An 18,470-nucleotide genomic window follows, 5' to 3' on the forward strand; every position below is an offset into this window, starting at 1 on the left:
TGTCGCCTGCGCGCGCACGGGGCGGCAGAAAGCCCGCACTCGCGGAACGTGGCGGCAGGGGACGAAAGGGCGGGGTGAAAGGGGGCCGGCAGCGGATGCGTACGGGGTGAGCTCAGAGCCCGGCGTTCGGGTGGCGCGCGGGCGAGGTGAACCGGCCCACTGCGGCGGCCATCAGGCGGCGGGGGAGCACCGTGGAAAGCCCGGCGGCCACGCGGCTCTCGGGGCCGGTGACGACCCGGGGCGGCGTTGTGGCGCGGTCGAGGGCGGCGAAGGTGTCGTTCATCACCCTGTCGACGGTGAGCAGGCCGCCGCCGGGCGACAATCCCTCGTTCCGCGCGACCTGGCCGAACTCGGTGTGCACGGGGCCGGGGCACACCGTGAGCACCTTGAGCCCGGTGCGACGGGTCTCGTGCCAGAGTGCCTCGGTGAAGCTCGAGACGTAGGCCTTCGTCGCGGCGTAGACCGCCATGTGCGGCATGGGCGTGAACGCGGCCACGCTCGCGATGTTCACCAGGGCCGCGCTGCCGGGGGCGGCGACGGCCTGTTGCAGGAGACCCGGGAGGAATGCATGGGTGAGGGCCGTGAGCGCCTGCACGTTGACTGCGATCTCGTCCCGCTCCCTCTCGGGGTCCAGGTCGGCGAAGGTGCCCCAGGTGGCGAAGCCGGCGTTGTTCACGAGGGTACCGACGCTGACCTCGCGTTCCCGCAGGTCCTCGACCAGGGTGGCCACGGCATCCGCTTGCGAAAGGTCGGTCGGGATCACCGTCGACACCGTGCCGTACTTCTCGGCGAGGTCGACCGCGAGCGCCTCAAGGCGCTCCTGCCGGCGGGCCACGAGCACCAGGTCGGCGCCGCGCTGGGCCAGCCGATGCGCGTAGGCGTGTCCAAGGCCGCTGGAGGCCCCCGTGACGAGTGCGGTCGTACCGATGGGATTGAACACCGAGGAAGCCATGCTGCCAAGGCTAACGGCGATGGCCGCACTCCGCCGCGGCTGGTTAGGCTCGGGGCATGGCCCACCTCCACGATCTGACCGCCCTCGAGCAGTGGCAGGCCCTGCAGCGGAACGAGATCACGCCGACCGAGCTCACGCAGCATTACCTGGGCCGCATCGAGGCGCTGAACCCCTCGCTCGGCGCGTTCGTCACCGTGACAGCGGATGCCGCCCTCCGCCGGGCGCGCCAGGTCGAGTCCGAGGTTCCCCGCACCGCGTCGCTCTGGGGGTTGCCGTTCGGCGACAAGGACCTGCAGCTGCGGGCGGGCGTGCCCGCCCGGTTCGGCTCCCGGCTCATGGCCGACTTCGTGCCCGAGGAATCCGACGAGCTCGTACGCACCCTCGACGCCGCCGGCGGCGTCAGCCTCGGCAAGACCAACGCACCGGAGTTCGGCCTGCCCTCCTACACCGAGACGCTCGCCGGTCCGCCGGCGCGGAACCCGTGGGACCCGGCCCTCGGCGCCGGCGGCTCGAGCGGCGGCGCCGCCGTGGCCGTGGCCGCCCGCATGCTCCCGTTCGCCCCGGGCTCCGACGGCGGCGGGTCCGTGCGCATCCCTGCTGCCGCCTGCGGACTTGTCGGGGTGAAGCCGTCCCGCGGGCGCATCCCCGCGTCGTCCGGCATCGCGTCGCTCGGCGGGCTCGTCGTCGCCGGCCCGCTGGCGCGCACGGTAGCGGATGCCGCGCTGCTGCTCGACGCGATGATCGCGCCGTTCGGCGGTCGCCCCGACCACCACTTCGCCCTGCGTCCGGCCGGCGACGAGGGACCGCTGCTGGCCGCGGCCGTGCACGGCGAGGGCCGCTACCAGCTCGGCGTGATGACGACGTCGGCGTGGGACGACGCCTACGAGATCGGTCTGGCGCCGGAGGCCCGCGACGCGCTCGACGTCGCCGTGCAGCAGTTCACCGCGATCGGACACGGACTTGAGGAAGTGGCCCTCACCCCCGACGACAGCTACGCGCCGGCGTTCCGCACCCTCTGGCAGGCCGGCGCCGCCGGAATCCCCGCCGAGGGGGAGGAGCAGGAGTCCCTGCTCGAGCCGCTCACCCGCTGGCTCCTGCACCGGGGGCGCGAACTCACCGCTCGCCAGCTGGCCGACGCGCTGGCCGCGCTCGCCGCCTACGAGCAGTCGTTCATCGCGCAGCTGTCGCGTTTCGATGCGGTGCTCACCCCGGCGATGGCGATGACGCCCAGGCCGCTCGGCTGGTACGACCAAGCGGATGGCGAGCACAACTTCGCCCAGCAGGTGCAATACACGCCCTACACGTCGATGATCAACGTCACCGGGCTCCCCGCGATCGTGCTGCCGGTGCACCAGACCGCGGACGGGCTGCCGATGGGCGTGCAGCTGATCGGGCGCCCGGGCGGGGAGGCGACGCTGCTGGCCCTCGGCGCCCAGCTGGAACGTCGCATCCGTTGGCAGGATCGGGTGCCGGCTGTCACTCGGTAACGATTGTTTTGAATCACTCAAAACAACTGTAGGCTGAAGCGATGACCGACACGACGGATGCGACGGCGCCGGCTGACGGCGCGGCCGAGCGCATCCGGGCGGCGGGCCTCAAGGTCACGGCCGGTCGGGTCGCTGTATGGCGTGCCCTCGCCGCTGCGCCGCACGCCGACGCCGAGCAGGTTTTCGCGCAGGTGAAGACCGAGCTGCCCGGCACATCACTGCAGTCGGTGTACGGCATTCTGGCCGCTTTCACCGCCGCCGGCCTGGTGCGCCGCATCGAACCGGCCAGGTCCGCAGCCCGCTACGAGCGGCGCATCGGTGACAACCACCACCACGTCGTCTGCACCGGGTGCGGAGCCGTCGGCGACGTCGACTGCGTCGTGGGGGAGGCGCCGTGCCTCACGCCGTCCAACACCGGCGGATTCACGGTGCAGACCGCGGAAGTCACATTCTGGGGCGTCTGCCCGGCCTGCCAGGCCGAGGCATCCGTTGCCCAACCCACCGACCACTGAAATCACAAGGAGCACAATGACCGAACGCACCACGACTCAGACCGGCACGCCCGTTGCCAGCGACGCCCACTCCCTCACGGCGGGCGCGAACGGCGTGACAGCGTTGCACGACCGCTACCTCGTCGAGAAGCTTGCGCAGTTCAACCGCGAGCGCATCCCGGAGCGGATCGTGCACGCCAAGGGTGGCGGCGCGTTCGGCGAGTTCGTGGTCACCGAAGACGTCTCGCGGTTCACGAAGGCCGCGGTGTTCCAGCCCGGCGCGACGACCGAGACCCTGCAGCGCTTCTCCAGCGTGGCTGGTGAGATGGGCTCGCCCGACACGTGGCGCGATGTGCGCGGCTTCTCGGTGAAGTTCTACACGACCGAGGGCAACTACGACATCGTCGGCAACAACACGCCCGTGTTCTTCATCCGCGACGGCATCAAGTTCCCCGACTTCATCCACTCTCAGAAGCGACTGCCGGGCTCGGGCCTCCGCGATGCCGACATGCAGTGGGACTTCTGGACCCTCTCCCCGGAGTCCGCCCACCAGGTCACCTACGTCATGGGCGACCGCGGCCTGCCGCGCACCTGGCGCGAGATGCCCGGTTTCGGCTCGCACACCTACCAGTGGATCAACGCCGACGGGGAGCGGTTCTGGGTGAAGTACCACTTCACCTCGAACCAGGGCAACAGCGAGATGGAAGGCTCCGAAGCGGAATTCATCGCCGGCGCCGACGCCGACTACTACCGCCGCGACCTGTACGAGGCCATCGAGCGCGGCGACTTCCCCTCCTGGGACGTGCACGTGCAGGTCATGCCCTACGACGACGCGAAGTCGTACCGGTTCAACCCGTTCGACCTCACCAAGGTGTGGCCGCACGCCGACTACCCGTTGATCAAGGTCGGCACCCACACCCTCAACCGCAATCCGGAGAACTTCTTCGCCCAGATCGAGCAGGCGGCGTTCTCGCCGGCCAACACCGTGCCCGGCATCGACATCAGCCCCGACAAGATGCTCATGGCACGGGTGTTCTCCTATCCCGACGCGCAACGGTACCGGGTGGGCGCGAACTTCAACCAGCTCCCGGTGAACGCGCCGAAGGCCCCGGTGCACAACTACTCCCAGGACGGCGCCGCGCGCCACGGCTTCAACCCGGCCTCGACGCCCGTGTACGCCCCGAATTCCTTCGGCGGCCCGACAGCGGATGCCGCGGCGGCCGGCGAGGGCAGCTGGGAGTCGGACGGCGACCTGGTTCGATCCGCGGCCACACTGCACTCGGAAGACAGCGACTTCGGCCAGGCCGGAACCCTGTATCGCGAGGTCTTCGATGCTGCCGCCAAGGAGCGATTCCTTGAAACGATCACCGGAGGGATCAGCGGCGTGACGCGCCCGGAGATCGTCGAGCGCGCTATCTGGTACTGGACCCAGGTCGACGCCGAGCTCGGCGCGGCCCTCCGCGCCAACCTCGCGTCGACGTCGGAAACCGCGAACGAGGCCGCCGAGTACGTCGGCGTCGCCGAGTAGCGCCCTCGCCCCGGCTCGCGCGCTCGGCTCGCGCCGTCCTGTGAGGGGTCAGCTTTTCCTAGTGCACCGCCACCGCGACTAGGAGAAGTTGGCCCCTCACGGGCGTGGGCCGGCATGAGCGGGGGCTAGCGGGGGCGAGCGGGGTCGAGAGGTGGGTGCCTCGACAGGTTTAGGTAAGGCATGCCATACTTAGGTAATGCTTACTTCGACTGCCGCCCCGGCTTCTGCGCGCGCCGCACGGCAGCCGAGACCGAGCTACCGACCCTTCGCGGTGACGGTGGCCGGCATCCGTCGGCTCTCCGACACGTTCACCCGGGTGACTTTCACAGGCCCCGAACTGCACGACTTCGGCACCGTCGGCCTCGACCAGCGCGTCAAGATCATCCTGCCGCTGCCGGGCGTCGGCATCAGCCAGTTGCCCGAGAACGAGTCGTGGTACGAGGCGTGGCGCAAGCTTCCCGACGCGCACCGCAACCCCATTCGCACCTACACGGTGCGCGCCGTGCGCCCTGCCGCGCGTGAGATCGACATCGACTTCGTCGCCCACGGCGACACCGGCCCCGCCTCCCGGTGGGTCCGGCGAGCCGCCATCGGCGATCCGCTCACCGTCGTCGGCCCCGACGCCCGCGGCGAAAACCCCCGCTCGGGTGTGGAGTGGCGCCCCGGCAACGCCCGGAATGTGCTGATCGCCGGGGATGAGACCGCAGCGCCGGCCATCTGCGCGATCCTCGCCGCCCTGCCGCGGGATTCCCGGGGCTCGGCCTTCATCGAGGTGCCGAGCGACGGCGACGTGATGCAGACCGGCGCTCCCGAGGGCGTGGAGGTCACCTGGCTCACTCGCGCGCAGGCCAACGCGGCCGCCTCGCACGGCTCGGCGCTCGAATCCGCTGTGCGCAGCTGGACCACCCGGTACATCACGGATCGGCACCAGGGCGCCGAGGTGGCCGACGTCGACATCGAGCACGACATCCTCTGGGACGTCCCAGAATCCACCGGGAAGGGCTCCGACCTCTATGCCTGGCTCGCCGGCGAAGCGAGCGTCATCAAGACGCTGCGCCGGTTCCTCGTCTCCGAGACCGGGATCGACCGCAAGCAGGTCGCCTTCATGGGCTACTGGCGGCACGGCCGCGCTGAGGCCAACTAGGCGCAAAACCCACCGGCGTTCGGGCCGGTCGCAACGACGCGGCATCCGTTCTCACCCCACCCCAGCATCAGACGAAGGGAACCCCTGTGCGTACCAACCGAGTTCGAGCTGTCGCCGCCCTGGCCGCCGCCACCGTGACGGCACTCCTGCTCGCCGGATGCTCCGGCACCGGCGGCGCCGAGCCGGCCGCGCCCGCAGACACCTCCGCCTCCGACAACGGCGCCTTCCCGGTGACGATCGAAAGCGCCCTGGGCGACGCGGTCATCCCCAGCGCGCCCAAGAAGATCGTCACCATCGGCTGGGGCTCGGCCGACACCGCCATCGCGCTCGGCACCACGCCCGTCGGCATGGAGGCCGCGACCTGGGGCGGCGACAAGGACCAGTACTTCCCCTGGACCCGCGACGCCATCGAGAAGGCCGGCGATCCGCTGCCCACCACCTTCAACGTGTACCCCGAGATCGACGTGGAGTCGGTGCTGGCGCTCGCGCCCGACCTGATCCTCGCCCCGCAGTCGGGCATCACCGCCGACCAGTACGCCACCCTGTCGAAGATCGCCCCCACCGTCGCCTACCCGGGCGAGCCGTGGCGAACCAGCTGGGACGACCAGATCACCATCATCGGCAAGGCCCTCGGCAAGAGCGACAAAGCCGCCGACCTGATCGACGGCATCAACAATGAGCTGGGGGATGCCAAGGCCGCCCACCCGGAGTTCACCGGCACGAGCTTCGCCTACGTCTACGCCGCCGAGCCCGGCACCCTGTCGCTGTACCAGGCCGGCGACCCGCGTGTGGACCTCATCTCCGGCCTCGGCCTCACGATGGACGAGGCGGTCGCGGCCGTGCCGATCACGAAGGGCACCTTCTCCTCGACCGTGGGCCTGGAGCGCGCCGATGTGCTGAACGACGTCGACGTGGTCTTCACCTGGTTCAACGACGCCGCGAACCAGAAGACCATCGAGGCGCAGCCGCTCTTCGCGCAGATCCCCGCGGTCAAGCGCGGCTCGTACGTGCCGAGCGTCGACAACCAGCTTGGCATGGCCTCCAGCATGATCACGCCGTACAGCGTGCCGTGGGCGCTCGACCGTTACATTCCCCAGATCGAGGATGCCGTAGCCAAGGTCGCCAAGTAACGTTACGTCGGTGAGGCACCGGCGACGTCACCCATGACCAGCACAGCGACGCGAACGGCGGCCGGGCTCACCCCCGGCCGCCGTCCGGCGTCGCAGTTGGCGCTCGGGCTGCTGGTTGCCGCCGGCATTCTCGGCGTCAGCTGCCTGCTCAGTCTCGCCGTGGGCACCAAGTACGTGCCGCCCGTGGACGTGTGGAATGCGCTGGTGGATCCCGGCAACAGCTACGCCGACACGGTCATCGCCAGCCGCATCCCGCGCACCCTGCTCGGCCTGCTCGTCGGGGCCGCCCTGGCGGTGGCCGGCGGCATCATGCAGGGCCTCACCCGTAACCCCCTGGCCGACCCCGGCCTCTTCGGCGTGAACACCGGAGCGGCCGCGGCGATCGTCACCGCCGCCGCCCTCGGCTGGGGCGGCGCCACCAGCGTCTGGGTAGCACTGCCCGGCGCGTTCGCCGCCGTCGTCGTCGTGTACCTGGTCGGCTCCGGCCGGGGCCCGGCCATGCCCGTCCGCCTCGTGCTGGCCGGCGTCGTGGTCTCGGCGCTGCTGACCGCCTACATCCAGTCCGTCACCCTCAGCCTGCCCGCCGTGTTCGACGCGTACCGCTTCTGGGTGATCGGCTCGCTCGCCGGGCGTAACCCCCACCTCATCGTCGAGGTGCTCCCGTTCATCGTGGTCGGGCTGGTGCTCGCCCTCGCGCTGTCCGGATCCCTGAACGCGCTCGCGCTCGGCGACGACACCGCGCTCGCGCTCGGTGCCCACGTCGGTCGCACCCGCCTGCTCGGTGCCGTCGCCACGACGCTGCTCTGCGCGGCCGCGACCGCCGCCGTCGGGCCGATCTCCTTCGTCGGCCTCGCCGTGCCGCACATCGTGCGGAGCGTCACCGGCGCCGACCACCGCTGGCTGCTGCCGTACTGCGTGGTCGTGGGCCCGGCCCTGCTCCTGACCGCAGACATCGTGGGCCGCATCCTCGTCAGCCCGGCCGAGCTCATGGTCGGCGTGGTCACCGCCTTCATCGGCGGACCGATCCTGGTGCTGGCCGTGCGACGGATGCGGGCCAGCGCATGAGCGCGACGACCCTCCGGCTGGGCGGCTGGCTGAGCCTCCCCGTGCGGCGCCGCAGCGTCGTCGTCGGCGGTGCGCTCGCCGCCGGCATCGTCGTGATCGCCCTGCTCAGCCTCACCCTCGGACGACTCGGCATCGCCCCGGCCGACCTGATGCCGGCGATCCTCGGGCACAGCACGGGACCCGACGCGATCGTCTTCGAGGTGCTGCGCGGGCCGCGCTTGGTCGTCGGCATCGCCGCCGGCGCGGCCTTCGGCGTCTCCGGCGCGCTGTTCCAGACCGTGACGCGCAATCCACTCGGCAGCCCCGACGTCATCGGGCTCACCTCGGGGGCATCCGCCGGCGCGGCCGCGTTCGGCCTGCTCTGGACCGGCATCCTGCCCCTGCCCGTCGGCGCACTCGTCGGCGCGCTCGCCGCCATGGCCCTGGTCTGGCTGGGTACCGGGCGAGGATTCTCCTCCCCGGCGCGGATGCTGCTGGTCGGCATCGGCGTCTCGGCCATGTCGCTCGCGTTCGTGCAGTACGCGATCACCCGGGTGGGCGTCGAGCAGGCAACGGTGCTGGCCTCCTTCCTGAACGGCAGTCTCGCCTCCCGCACCTGGGGTCACGCCGCCCTCATCTGGGTGAGCGTGGTGGTGCTGCTGCCGTGCGCCCTCCTCACCACCCGCCGCCTCCAGCTCATGGAGATGGGCGACGAGCAAGCGGATGCCTTGGGCGCGCGCAGCGCACCGGCGCGGTCGTGGGCCGTGCTCATCGCGATCGGCCTCGCCACCGCCGCGGTCAGTGTGGCGGGCCCCGTGGCGTTCATCGCGCTGACCGCGCCGCAGATCGCCCGGCGGCTCACTCGCAGCGCCGGCCCCAACCTCGTGCTCTCGGCGCTGATGGGGGCGTTCCTGCTCACCCTCGCCGACCTGCTCACGCAGCAGTCGCCGTTTGCCGTGCAGCTTCCGGTCGGCGTGCTCACGGCCGTCATCGGGGGGATCTACCTCGGCTACCTGCTCGTCGCCCAGTGGAAGAAGGGAACCGTCTGATGGAGGCATCCGCTGCATCGAAGCCGGCCGGCCGGCTCGCCGGACTGGGCCTCAGGCTCGCCTACGATCGCCGTGTGGTTGTGCCCGACCTCTCGGTCGAGATTCCCGACGGCGGTTTCACGATCATCGTGGGCCCGAACGCCTGCGGGAAGTCGACGCTGCTCAAGGCGCTCTCGCGCACGCTCAAGCCCGAGGCCGGCACGGTGCTCCTCGAGGGCGCGCCCATCGACTCCTACCGCAGCAAGGCGGTGGCGCGGCAGCTGGCCATGCTGCCGCAGAGCCCGATCGCGCCGGAATCGATCACCGTGCGCGACCTCGTGGCCCGCGGCCGGTACCCGCACCAGGGGCTGCTGCGGCAGTGGAGCGCAGCGGATGAACGGGCCGTCACCGGGGCGCTCGAATCGACCGCCAGTATGGAGCTGGCCGACCGGTACGTCGCGGAGCTGTCGGGCGGGCAGCGCCAGCGGGTGTGGATCGCGATGGTGCTCGCCCAGCAGGCGGATCTGCTGCTGCTTGACGAGCCGACGACGTTCCTCGACATCGCGCACCAGTACGAGGTGCTGGAGCTGTGCTCACGCCTGCACGCCGAGGGCCGAACCCTCGTGGCCGTGCTGCATGACCTGAACCAGGCGGCGCGCTACGCCACCAACCTCGTGGTGATGAAGGAGGGGCGGATCGTCGCGGAGGGGGACCCCCGCGAGGTGCTCACCGCCGCGCTCGTCGAGGAGGTCTTCGGCCTGCCGTGCGTGATCATCCCCGACCCGGAGGCCGGCACACCGCTCGTGGTGCCCAAGGTCCCCGCCTGAGATCCCCGTCACCGTCACGGGTGCTGGGTTTCCGCCGCCTGCCGAGCACGCGAGCGGCAGTTGGGCCGCACCCGCGGACCGGTCACCGTCGCGGGTGCGGGGTTTCTGCCGCCTGCCGAGCACGGAGGCGGCAGTTAGGCCGCACTCACGGGGTTAGCTCGCCGCGCGAGCGCGGGCATTGCGAGCTCCGGTAGGGTCGGCGACATGGGGATCGATGCGGACGCACTGCTGGAGGGGCCGCGGGGACGGCGGCTCTGCCTCGAGGCCGCAATGGGCGGGTCCCGGTACGGCGAGGGCGCGTCGGCCGAGCTGTTCCAGGGCGTGTTCCACGCCGCGTACGACCTCGATCCCGGCCGGGGAACCTCCCGAGTGATGTTCGGGCCCGGCGCTGACGATCCGCCGCGATTTTCAACAGCGGATGTCGCAGCCCGGCTCGACGCCGTGCCGTTCGCCGACCCGACGGGGCGCGAGCTGTTGTCCGCGCTCGCGGCCTCGGTCGACAGCGCCCGCTACTGGCAGGAGCCGGCCGGAGAGGACATCCTCGCCGCGGCCCCGGAACTGCAGGCCGGGCTGGCCCGCGTCGCCACGGCGCTGGTGACAGTTCCCGCGATCGACTGGTGGAGCGCATCCGTCGACCCCGCGCAGTGGTCGGTCGCCTTCGCAGGCACAGACGCGGAGCGCGGAACCGAGCAGCCGGCAGCCGCTGTCTTGGAACGGTGGCGGAGCGCCCAGGCCGACGAGGAAGCGAGAGCGCACCGCGAGCGGCCGACCGATCCGCGCTCGCCGTGGACCGGAACGTGGTGGTCGAAGCCGCCGAGCGGACTGGCCCGCACCAGCCGCCGACTGGAGGGCCTCGGGCCCGTCGCGTTGTGGCTCGTCGAAGACGGCATGGGGTGGGAGACGGCCACGGCGCAGCGCGTGCACGTGGCCCGGGAGGCGCGGATCTACGAGATCGACGGCCCCGACGCCTGGGCGGCGCTGTGCCGGCGCCATCCGCTCGAGGTGACCGCCTCCCGGCGGCACGACTGGTACCGCACCACCGGCCAGGCCGGTCGCTGGGTGATCCCCGACTGGTCGCGCGTTGCGGAGGAGTTCGACGGCATCCATCTCACGGTGGCCGGCTACCTCACCACGGCCGGGCGGGCGATCCCCGTCGACGAACGGATGAGCGTGCTCGCCGGGTGGGACCCCGACCTGACCTTCTGGCTGGCCGACGTCACCCGGGAGGAGTCCGGCGCCGAGCACTGGCGGCGCGACCAGGACGAGGGGTGGACACCCGCGTCCGAGTGACCCGGCACGCGCCCGGTCAGCGCCCGGTTCCGGCGCGCAGGTAGCCGCCCTTCTCGAGGCCGGCCTCGATCTCCCACCGGTTCTTCAGCGGGTTGCGCCCGGCGAGCAGATACAGCAGGGGGAAGAGCATGCCGTAGCGCTGCCACTGGCGCTTGTGCACGGCCTCGTGCTCCAGGACATCCGCTGACACATTCTGGTTCGTGAGGTAGCAGCCGCCCACGCAGGAGCCGCCGCGGCCGAACGTCCAGTTCGGCATGCCGCGGAACACGACGAGGCCGTCGCGGCGTTCGACCCGCCCCGTGCTCCAGATGGAACCCCAGGCCAGGCCCACGCAGGTGGCGTAGAGGTAGCCGGCACGGCTGAGCGGGGAGTCGAAGAGGATGCGGCGCACGCACCCAGCCTAAGTCGGCCGGCGGCCGTCAGCGACCGATGAACTCCGCGGGCTTCCGGGTGATGAACGCCTCCATGCCGATGCGGGCATCAGCGGATGCCGCCAGCCGGGCGAGCGCCGGTTGCAGGCCCGCTTCGGCGGCCGCGTCGCCGTCACGCACCGCGGTGCGCGCGTTGGCGAGGGTCGCCTGCACCGCGAGCGGCGCCTGGGCGGCGATCCGTCGGGCGAGCTCGAGGGCGCGCTCGAGTTGGGACCCGTCGGGCACGATCTCCTGCACGAGCCCCATGCGCCGCGCCTCCTCGGCGTCGAAGAGGTCGCCGGTGAGCATCCACCGCATCGCGTTCCCCCAGCCCGCGATCCGCGGGAACCGGATGGTGGCGCCGCCGAACGGAAGGATGCCGCGGGCGACCTCGAGCTGCCCGAACCGGGTGGATGCGGCGGCGACACACACGTCGCTGGCCAGCATGAGTTCGATACCGAGGGTGAGGCAGGTGCCCTGCACGGCGATGACCACCGGCTTGCTGAGCGAGCGCCCGTCGACCTGCCACGGGTGGATGCCGCCGTCGGGCACGAATTCGACGCCGTCCGGCCCGAGCCGCGGCCCGATGTCGGCCAGGTCGAGGCCGGCGGTGAAGTGCTCGCCGATCGCGTAGACCAACCCCACCCGCAGCTCGGGGTCGCGCTCCAGCTCGCCGTAGGCCAGCGCAAGCTGCTGGAGCATCGCGAAGTCGGCCGCGTTGCGCTTGTCGGGCCGGTTCAGCCCGATGAGGAGAACGTGCCCCTGCCGCTCGGTGAGCACGCGCGCATCCGTTGCCCGGTCATCCGTCGGTTCGTTGCTCATGTCGTCCTCTCGGGCGGGGTCAGCGGGCGAGGGCGCCGATGAGGCGCAGAATGGCGGGCAGGTCGTCGTCCGCCGCGTCGGGGCTGGCGGGCGAGAAGCCTGCGAGGGTCGCCCCGGCCACGCGGAACTCCTGCGTGAGGGCCGTGATCGCCGCCACGAGGTCGGGCACGCGGATGCCGAAGGGCACCGGGTTCGCGAGGCCCGCCACATCCGCCGGGTCGAGAACGTCGAGGTCGACGTGCACGTACACGTGCCGGGCGCCCGTGGCGCGCACCGCCTCGACAAGGGCGTCGGGCGTGGACACGTCGCCCGCCTCGATACAACGGATGCCGTGCCCGGCGATGAATTCCTCCTCGCCGGGATCGATGTCGCGGGCGCCCGCGAGCACCACGCGCGACGGCGGCACCGTTCCCTCGCGGAGGGCGAGGCCGTCGCATCCGTCGCCGAGGATCGCCCGCAGCACCATGCCCCCGAACACGCCCGACGGCGATGATGCGGCGGTGTTGAGGTCGGGGTGGGCGTCGAACCACACGACGGCCAGGTCGTCGGGATGCCGCGCGGCCGCGTTCTCGACGGCGGCCAGCGAGACGCCGCAGTCGCCGCCCACGGTCAGAACCCAGTCGGGGTCGTCGCCGGCGGATGCCGCAGCGAGTTCCGCGGCGAGCCGCTCGCGCGTGGTCGCGAGCGCCGAGAACCGCTGCACCCCGGTCCCCTGGCCGTCGCCGGCCTCGGCTGGAACGTCGACGACACGGGTTCGGGAGGCGGGAAGATCACCGCGGATGGCCTCGGCGCCGTCGATCAGGCGCATTGCCCGGGCCGAAGCCGATCCCTGCCATTGCGGAACGACGACGAAACGGGGCGACATTCCACCAGTATGCCCGCGAACGCAACGCGAAACCGTAGTCGTGGTCGTTATCCGCGAGGAATAGCGACCACGACTTACGGTTTCGCGTGAAATGGGGCGCGGCTATTTCTCGATGGCGCCCGAGGAGGAGTTGGCCTTCAGGGCGGCGAACCGGGCGTCGACCTCGGTCAGCTCGCCGATGTCATCCAGGCTCTCGAACTGGGCGTCGAGGCTCGACGCCGCGAGCTCCTGCGACCCGCGAACCTTCGCCTCCTCGCGCCGGATCTTGTCCTCGAAGCGGCTCACCTCGCTGGTCGGGTCCATGATGTCGATGCTCTTCACCGCGTCCATGACCTGCGTCTGCGCCTGCACGGTCTTCGACCGGGCGACAAGCTCATCACGCTTCGAGGAGAGCTGGTTCAGCTTCTCCTTCATCTTGTTGAGGCCGTCCTTGAGCTGGTCCACGACCTTGGTCTGCGACTCGATGCGCGGCTCCGCGGCCTTCGCCTCGTTCTCGGAGTCGAGCTGCCGGCCGAGGGCGACCTTGGCGAGGTTGTCGAACTTGTCGGCGTCGGCGCTGTTGCCGGCGGCCCGCAGCTCGTCGGCCTTGCGGCTCGCGGCGAGGGCCTTCTGGCCCCACTCGCCGGCGGTCTCCACGTCTTCACGGTGGTCGTCTTCCAACAGGCGCAGGTTGCCGATCGTCTCGGCGATTGCGCTCTCCGCCTCCGCGATGCTGTTGGTGTAGTCCCGCACCATCTGGTCGAGCATGAGCTTGGGGTCTTCGGCCGAGTCGAGCATGGCGTTGATGTTCGCCTTCGCCAGCTGTGCGATCCGACCGAAGATGGACTGTTTGACCATTGTGGGTTTCCCTTCGAGTTGTATTACCTGTAAGACACCGGCGCCGGGCGTCGCCCGTGCCGGTTAGAACCTGCCGCCACCGCCGCGGTGACCCCCGCCGCCGAATCCTCCCGAGCCGCCGAAGCCGCCGAAATCGCCGCCGCCCCCGCCGCCGAACATGCCGCCGCCCCCGCCACCACCGCCGAGGACGGATCCGATCAGGATGCCGCCGAGGATGGCGCCCATGCCGCCGCCCCCGCCGCCATAGCCGCCGCGCCCGTAGCCCACCGGTCCGTAGCCCGCCTGCCCGAACCCGCCGAAACCGGCCACGTCGTCCTGGGCGAGCTGCGCCGCATCCGCTGCGAGCGAGTTCGCCCGGTTCGCCGTCGTGAGCGCACGCGCCGGGTCGGTGCGGGCCTCCGCCTGCGCCTGCCCGAGCAGCCGCCGCGCCTCGGCGACGCGCGTGCGCGCTTCCGGGCCGACCGCGCCCCGGCGGGCGGTGATGAAGTCCTCCGCCGCGCTCACGCGGCTGTCGGCCGAGATGAACGTCTGGTTCAGCGCCTCCCGGGTGCGCTGCGCCTGCACCTCCGCGTCGCGTACGCCCTTCAGCACGGCGTCCATGCGCGTGTTGGCCTCCTGCAGCCGCTGCACGAGGTCGAGCGGGTTCGTCTTCCCGCTCGCGAGCGCGCTCTTGGCCTCGTCGACCACATGCTGGGTGGTGGCGACCACGCCCGAGATTCCTCCCGCGGCATCGACGGGCACCCGGTTGCCGCTGACGAGCGCGCGTGCGCTCACGAGGTCGGTCTCCAGGTCGGCGATCGTCGCCATCACGCCCTGCGCCGCCTTCTGCAGCGAGGCGCCGAGCGTGTCGACGGCCTGCACGAGCAGCTTCGCCTGGTCGACCGCTTCCTCCGCCGCGCGGATCCCGACCGCTGCCGTGCTGGTGTCGCCGCCGGCGAGGCTGGCCTGGGCCTTCTCGAGGGTGTCGCGCGCGAACACCAGGCGCTCCCGGGCCTGCTCCGGATTGTCGGCCACGGTCGCCACCGCCGCGTCCGAGTAGCCTGCGGCGAGGGCGTGCACCTTCTTCTCGGCATCCGCGATGCCCGGTTCCACCGCGTCCGCCTCCTGGGCAACGGATGCCGCAGCTGCGGGCGCGTTCTTCTCCAGCGCGCGCAGCTGGTCGAACGCTTCCGCCTGCTCGTCGAGTTCGTCGTTGGCCTTCTCGCACAGGGCGATGATCTGCTGGTACCAGTCGCGCTGCTGGGCCTCGGTGTCTGGCACGGCGTCGTCGAGCTTCTGCTGCAGGGTGAACGCGTCGCGGAGCTGGCCCTTCGCCGTGGCCAGCGCGGTGCGGAACGGCGCGGTCGAGTCGGTGCCGTACGCCGCCACCGCGAAACCGAGCTCCTGCTCACTGGTCTTGACCGCGTCATCCGTTTCGACGAGGGCTCGTCCTGCGCGTTGGCGCAGCGTGTCGGTGGGAACCGGTGGCGGACCCGCCGGCGCTTTCGACACCGCCGCCGCTTTCTTGCCGCGGCGGGCGAAGAAGATGATCGCGCCGATGACGATCGCGGCCACAACGATGAGCCAGAACACGCCCCAGCCGCCCCCGCCGGACGACGGCGCCGGGGCGGCCTCGCCCGGGGTGATGTCGGGGGTCGTGACAGGCTGCCCCTGCAGGCTCGCGGCGAGACCCTCGGCAGCGCCGATGCCGGCGCCGGCCCAGTCGTTCTCGTGCAGCGCCGGTTCGATCGCCACCGATTCCACCTCAGCCAGCTGGGCGTCGGTCAGGGCGAAGTCGGGGGCGACGGAGAGCTGGTACTGCCGGTCGCCCGCGGCAACGGCGAGGAGCACGTCGGACGCGCCCATGCCGTTGCTGTCGAATGTGACGTCGGCCCAGCGCTGGCTGTCGTCGACACCGGTGAAGCTGTCGACGTAGGCGATGAAGAGGTCGACGCGGGTCTCGTCGTACAGCGTGCTGATGGCCGCCTCGACCTCATCGGCCCGGTCGCCGAGCACGCCGGCCTTGTCGAGGATGTGGTCGGCGCCGAACTGCACCGGGTCTTCCGCGTGGGCCGCCGTGGGCACACCCACCAGGCACACCGCCAGCAGAAGCCCCGCTCCGAGTCGTCCCCGCATTCGCCACCCTTTCGGTCCAAGCCCTGCTGCCGAGCTTAGGGCGACCCTGTGACGGAGTCCACTGCCGTGCTCTCCAGGCGCTGCGCGGGTTGAACGCCGTTACGCGGGCTGAATTCAGCCCGCGCAGCGGCGTTCAACCCGCGTGTCGCTCACATTGCAGTCTGTTACGCGGACGGATGCGACATCCGTCGCCGGCACGCGAGACTGGACCGACCCACACGCGCGGATGGAGGACCGATGAACGCCCTTGCCGGCGCACCGCGCCTCGCCGTCGTCGAGGTCACCGCGCATCGCCCCGACCAGCCGGCGTACCACGCCAAGGTGCAGACCCTGGTCGGGCGCGTGCTCAGCGACGCCCGGCAGGGCGGCTGGCAGGTGAGCCGCCACGCGGCAGCGGATGTGACGCTCGCCGCGCTCCTGGAGGCGACCGCCGATGCCGATGGCATCGTCATCGTCGGCGGCGAGGACCTCGCGCCCCACTTCTACGGCGGGCAGGGCGGATACGAGGGGGAGACCCGGCACTACCCGGCCGCCGACGAGGGGCAGATCGCCGTCGTGCGCCGCGCGCTCGCGGAGCAGACGCCGCTCCTCGGCATCTGCCGGGGCCTGCAGGTCATCAACGTCGCGCTCGGCGGAACCGTCGACCAGCACATCGGCGACGGCGGGATCCACCGCAACGCGTTCGTGCCCATCGAGCAGGTGCTGGCCACGCACGCCGTGACGCTTCACGACGACAGTCGGCTCGCGGGCATCCACGGCGGCTCCACGATCCTCGTGGAGAGCGCGCACCACCAGGCGGTCGCCCGGGTCGGGGTCGGCCTGGTGCCTGCGGCCGTCGCACCCGACGGCATCATCGAAGCCCTCGAGCACGTGTCGGCGCCGATCATCGGCGTGCAGTGGCACCCCGAGGCGCCCGGGGCTGCGGCGCACCACCTTCCGCTGCTCCTGCAGGCGCTCGGCGAGCAGGTCGCAGCGGAAAGCGTGGCCGCCTGACCGCTCAGGCGGGCTTCATCACCAGCACCGGGTCGGTGGTCGGCTGCTCCGAGCCGCCCTCCGGTTCCACGGTCACCCCGACGGCGGACCCGCTCGTCATGGTGCCGTCCAGCACGTGCCAGGTCGCCGTGTCCGCCGACGGCCGGAACGTGCCCGCGGCGCGGGCGCCGGAACCGTCGATGTACCAGGCCTCGTAGACCTTGTCATCGGAGAGGGCCGGGAGATCCTCCACGAGCACTGCTGAACGACCGAGCGAACCGGACCAGACCAGGGTGGCTGTTCCGTCGCCCATGGGCTGCGACAGTTTCTGCGCGTCGTCCTGGGCCATGATGTCGGCCAGGGCGGATGCCGCCTGGTTGACGTTCGCGGTCGTGCCGCCGGTCAGCGAGGTCCCGACGAGGCCGCCCGTGACGAAGAGCACCACGGCCGCCGCCGCGGCCGCGAGGTAACGCAGCGGGCGCGGGAACTGCGAGAGCCGACCGCGGGACGCGGCGGGCGCGGCGCCCGGTCGATCTTCGGGGCGGGGGAGGTGCCGCAGACCCCGGCGGGCGACGTCGCCGCCGGTCGTCGTGACGGCATCCGCTTGGACAGCGTCGCTGGTGTCGGCTGCCACACCGGCCGTGGCCGGCTCGTCCGCCGCATGCGAGGGCGATGCGCTCCGCTGCGGGGTCACCGCGATCTTCGCCATGAGGTCGCTCTTCATGCGCGCCGACGGGGTGACCGGGGTCGTGGCGAGCCCGAGCAGGCTCGCGGTCTCGGCGAACTCGTCGGCCTCACGGTCGACGTCGGCGGATGCCCGCCTGGCCTTCTCGAAGTCGGCCGACTCCTGGGGGCTCACCGCGTCGAGCGCGTAGGCGCCGCTGAGCTCCTGGGCGCCGGGGTCGAAGCTGTCGTCGTTGGTCATGATGCCACTCCCAACTCATCGCGGAGCCTGGCCATTCCATCCCGGAGCCTGGTTTTCACCGTACCCACAGGAACGGCGAGGATCTCCGCCACCTCGCGTTGGCTGTAACCGCCGTAGTAGGCGAGGCTGATCGCTTCACGTTGGAGCTCGCTGATCACCGCCATGGCTCGCTTCACCCTCTCGTGTTCGATCCTGATCTCCACGGTCTCGCTGACGTTGTCGTACCCGGTCTCAGCGTCGCGCTTGCCGATGCGTTCGTCCCGCTCGCGGCCCGACTGCGAGGCGCGCACCCGGTCGACGGCACGTCGGTGAGCGAGCGTGAGCATCCAGCTGAGGGCCTTGCCCTTCCGGGTGTCGAACCGGGCGGCATCCTTCCAGATCTCGAGGAAGACCTCCTGGGCGACTTCCTCCGACTGCGAGTGGTCGACGAGCACCCGTTCGACGAGTCCGAGGACTCGCGGTGCGGTGCGGTCGTACAGCTCGGAGAACGCCTCCTGGTCGCCGTGGGCTATCTGTTCCATGAGACCCTCCAGGGTCGACTCGATTCCGGGCGGTGCCGGCTCCGGGGTTCTGTAGGTTGTCACGAGTTCAAGCATGACAGCT

The 18,470-nt window shown here is 71.3% G+C and carries 18 protein-coding genes; 10 read left to right on the forward strand and 8 right to left on the reverse strand.

Annotation, left to right across the window (positions count from 1 at the left end):
* Positions 1–112: 112 nt before the first annotated feature.
* Positions 113–952, reverse strand: coding sequence for an SDR family NAD(P)-dependent oxidoreductase (locus EEJ31_RS06405; RefSeq protein WP_123045473.1), 840 nt, complete (start codon positions 950–952; stop codon positions 113–115).
* 56 nt (positions 953–1,008) lie between these two features.
* On the opposite strand from EEJ31_RS06405, the gene EEJ31_RS06410 reads away from it, so the two are divergent.
* From EEJ31_RS06410 to EEJ31_RS06450, 9 genes are all read left to right on the forward strand, one after another.
* Positions 1,009–2,439 (forward strand): amidase, encoded by a 1,431-nt coding sequence (locus tag EEJ31_RS06410; RefSeq protein ID WP_123045474.1) that lies wholly within the window; start codon positions 1,009–1,011, stop codon positions 2,437–2,439.
* Positions 2,440–2,480: 41 nt separating this feature from the next.
* Positions 2,481–2,951 (forward strand): Fur family transcriptional regulator, encoded by a 471-nt coding sequence (locus tag EEJ31_RS06415; RefSeq protein WP_123045475.1) that lies wholly within the window; start codon positions 2,481–2,483, stop codon positions 2,949–2,951.
* Positions 2,952–2,967: 16 nt separating this feature from the next.
* A complete protein-coding gene (locus tag EEJ31_RS06420) occupies positions 2,968–4,458 on the forward strand; it encodes a catalase (protein WP_123045477.1) in 1,491 nt (496 codons plus the stop codon).
* Between the two features lie 196 nt (positions 4,459–4,654).
* Positions 4,655–5,602, forward strand: coding sequence for a siderophore-interacting protein (locus EEJ31_RS06425; RefSeq protein WP_123045479.1), 948 nt, complete (start codon positions 4,655–4,657; stop codon positions 5,600–5,602).
* 86 nt (positions 5,603–5,688) lie between these two features.
* A complete protein-coding gene (locus EEJ31_RS06430; RefSeq protein WP_123045480.1) occupies positions 5,689–6,732 on the forward strand; it encodes an iron-siderophore ABC transporter substrate-binding protein in 1,044 nt (347 codons plus the stop codon).
* 33 nt (positions 6,733–6,765) lie between these two features.
* Positions 6,766–7,797: a FecCD family ABC transporter permease gene (locus EEJ31_RS06435; RefSeq protein ID WP_123045481.1), complete on the forward strand. Its 1,032-nt coding sequence runs from the start codon at positions 6,766–6,768 to the stop codon at positions 7,795–7,797.
* Positions 7,794–8,825, forward strand: a complete 1,032-nt coding sequence (locus tag EEJ31_RS06440; protein WP_123045482.1) for a FecCD family ABC transporter permease — start codon at positions 7,794–7,796, stop codon at positions 8,823–8,825. Before EEJ31_RS06435 ends, EEJ31_RS06440 begins: the two co-directional genes overlap by 4 nt.
* Positions 8,825–9,631 carry an ABC transporter ATP-binding protein gene (locus EEJ31_RS06445; RefSeq protein ID WP_123045483.1) on the forward strand — a complete coding sequence of 269 codons (807 nt, stop codon included), beginning with the start codon at positions 8,825–8,827 and terminating at the stop codon, positions 9,629–9,631. The genes EEJ31_RS06440 and EEJ31_RS06445 overlap by 1 nt, the downstream gene beginning before the upstream one ends.
* Positions 9,632–9,835: 204 nt before the next feature.
* Positions 9,836–10,921: a hypothetical protein gene (locus EEJ31_RS06450; RefSeq protein WP_123045484.1), complete on the forward strand. Its 1,086-nt coding sequence runs from the start codon at positions 9,836–9,838 to the stop codon at positions 10,919–10,921.
* A gap of 16 nt (positions 10,922–10,937) precedes the next feature.
* On the opposite strand, the gene EEJ31_RS06455 is transcribed toward EEJ31_RS06450, so the two are convergent.
* The 5 genes from EEJ31_RS06455 to EEJ31_RS06475 all read right to left on the reverse strand — a co-directional run bounded on the left by EEJ31_RS06455 (position 10,938) and on the right by EEJ31_RS06475 (position 15,970).
* Positions 10,938–11,312, reverse strand: a complete 375-nt coding sequence (locus EEJ31_RS06455) for a Fe-S oxidoreductase (RefSeq protein ID WP_123045485.1) — start codon at positions 11,310–11,312, stop codon at positions 10,938–10,940.
* 28 nt (positions 11,313–11,340) lie between these two features.
* The gene (locus EEJ31_RS06460; RefSeq protein ID WP_123045486.1) at positions 11,341–12,153 is read right to left on the reverse strand and encodes a crotonase/enoyl-CoA hydratase family protein; all 813 of its coding nucleotides are present in this window, start codon (positions 12,151–12,153) and stop codon (positions 11,341–11,343) included.
* Positions 12,154–12,172: 19 nt separating this feature from the next.
* Positions 12,173–13,018: an arginase family protein gene (locus EEJ31_RS06465; RefSeq protein WP_123045487.1), complete on the reverse strand. Its 846-nt coding sequence runs from the start codon at positions 13,016–13,018 to the stop codon at positions 12,173–12,175.
* A gap of 102 nt (positions 13,019–13,120) precedes the next feature.
* The gene (locus EEJ31_RS06470) at positions 13,121–13,855 is read right to left on the reverse strand and encodes a PspA/IM30 family protein (protein ID WP_123045488.1); all 735 of its coding nucleotides are present in this window, start codon (positions 13,853–13,855) and stop codon (positions 13,121–13,123) included.
* Between the two features lie 63 nt (positions 13,856–13,918).
* On the reverse strand, positions 13,919–15,970 hold the full coding sequence (locus tag EEJ31_RS06475; RefSeq protein WP_123045489.1) for a TPM domain-containing protein: 2,052 nt from the start codon (positions 15,968–15,970) through the stop codon (positions 13,919–13,921).
* Positions 15,971–16,207: 237 nt separating this feature from the next.
* Here EEJ31_RS06475 and EEJ31_RS06480 point away from each other — a divergent pair, with 237 nt between their 5' ends.
* A complete protein-coding gene (locus tag EEJ31_RS06480; protein WP_123045490.1) occupies positions 16,208–16,963 on the forward strand; it encodes a gamma-glutamyl-gamma-aminobutyrate hydrolase family protein in 756 nt (251 codons plus the stop codon).
* Positions 16,964–16,967: 4 nt separating this feature from the next.
* Here EEJ31_RS06480 and EEJ31_RS06485 read toward each other — a convergent pair whose 3' ends face one another.
* Together EEJ31_RS06485 and sigK are read right to left on the reverse strand one after the other, a co-directional pair.
* The gene (locus EEJ31_RS06485) at positions 16,968–17,867 is read right to left on the reverse strand and encodes an anti-sigma factor (RefSeq protein WP_123045491.1); all 900 of its coding nucleotides are present in this window, start codon (positions 17,865–17,867) and stop codon (positions 16,968–16,970) included.
* A complete protein-coding gene (sigK, locus tag EEJ31_RS06490; RefSeq protein ID WP_123045492.1) occupies positions 17,864–18,463 on the reverse strand; it encodes an ECF RNA polymerase sigma factor SigK in 600 nt (199 codons plus the stop codon). The genes EEJ31_RS06485 and sigK overlap by 4 nt, the downstream gene beginning before the upstream one ends.
* Between the last annotated feature and the right edge of the window lie 7 nt (positions 18,464–18,470).

Origin of the sequence: Cryobacterium tepidiphilum (genome assembly GCF_003716325.1) — a bacterium.
GTDB classification, from domain to species: domain Bacteria; phylum Actinomycetota; class Actinomycetes; order Actinomycetales; family Microbacteriaceae; genus Cryobacterium; species Cryobacterium tepidiphilum.

Excerpts from the sequence above, each read along its gene's own strand:
- sigK (WP_123045492.1), bottom strand. The coding sequence starts at position 18,463 with ATGCTTGAACTCGTGACAACCTACAGAACCCCGGAGCCGGCACCGCCC.
- EEJ31_RS06445 (WP_123045483.1), top strand. The coding sequence starts at position 8,825 with ATGGAGGCATCCGCTGCATCGAAGCCGGCCGGCCGGCTCGCCGGACTG.
- EEJ31_RS06480 (WP_123045490.1), top strand. The coding sequence starts at position 16,208 with ATGAACGCCCTTGCCGGCGCACCGCGCCTCGCCGTCGTCGAGGTCACC.
- EEJ31_RS06475 (WP_123045489.1), bottom strand. The coding sequence starts at position 15,970 with ATGCGGGGACGACTCGGAGCGGGGCTTCTGCTGGCGGTGTGCCTGGTG.
- EEJ31_RS06460 (WP_123045486.1), bottom strand. The coding sequence starts at position 12,153 with ATGAGCAACGAACCGACGGATGACCGGGCAACGGATGCGCGCGTGCTC.
- EEJ31_RS06465 (WP_123045487.1), bottom strand. The coding sequence starts at position 13,018 with ATGTCGCCCCGTTTCGTCGTCGTTCCGCAATGGCAGGGATCGGCTTCG.
- EEJ31_RS06405 (WP_123045473.1), bottom strand. The coding sequence starts at position 952 with ATGGCTTCCTCGGTGTTCAATCCCATCGGTACGACCGCACTCGTCACG.
- EEJ31_RS06470 (WP_123045488.1), bottom strand. The coding sequence starts at position 13,855 with ATGGTCAAACAGTCCATCTTCGGTCGGATCGCACAGCTGGCGAAGGCG.
- EEJ31_RS06415 (WP_123045475.1), top strand. The coding sequence starts at position 2,481 with ATGACCGACACGACGGATGCGACGGCGCCGGCTGACGGCGCGGCCGAG.
- EEJ31_RS06425 (WP_123045479.1), top strand. The coding sequence starts at position 4,655 with ATGCTTACTTCGACTGCCGCCCCGGCTTCTGCGCGCGCCGCACGGCAG.
- EEJ31_RS06440 (WP_123045482.1), top strand. The coding sequence starts at position 7,794 with ATGAGCGCGACGACCCTCCGGCTGGGCGGCTGGCTGAGCCTCCCCGTG.
- EEJ31_RS06450 (WP_123045484.1), top strand. The coding sequence starts at position 9,836 with ATGGGGATCGATGCGGACGCACTGCTGGAGGGGCCGCGGGGACGGCGG.
- EEJ31_RS06485 (WP_123045491.1), bottom strand. The coding sequence starts at position 17,867 with ATGACCAACGACGACAGCTTCGACCCCGGCGCCCAGGAGCTCAGCGGC.
- EEJ31_RS06435 (WP_123045481.1), top strand. The coding sequence starts at position 6,766 with ATGACCAGCACAGCGACGCGAACGGCGGCCGGGCTCACCCCCGGCCGC.
- EEJ31_RS06410 (WP_123045474.1), top strand. The coding sequence starts at position 1,009 with ATGGCCCACCTCCACGATCTGACCGCCCTCGAGCAGTGGCAGGCCCTG.
- EEJ31_RS06420 (WP_123045477.1), top strand. The coding sequence starts at position 2,968 with ATGACCGAACGCACCACGACTCAGACCGGCACGCCCGTTGCCAGCGAC.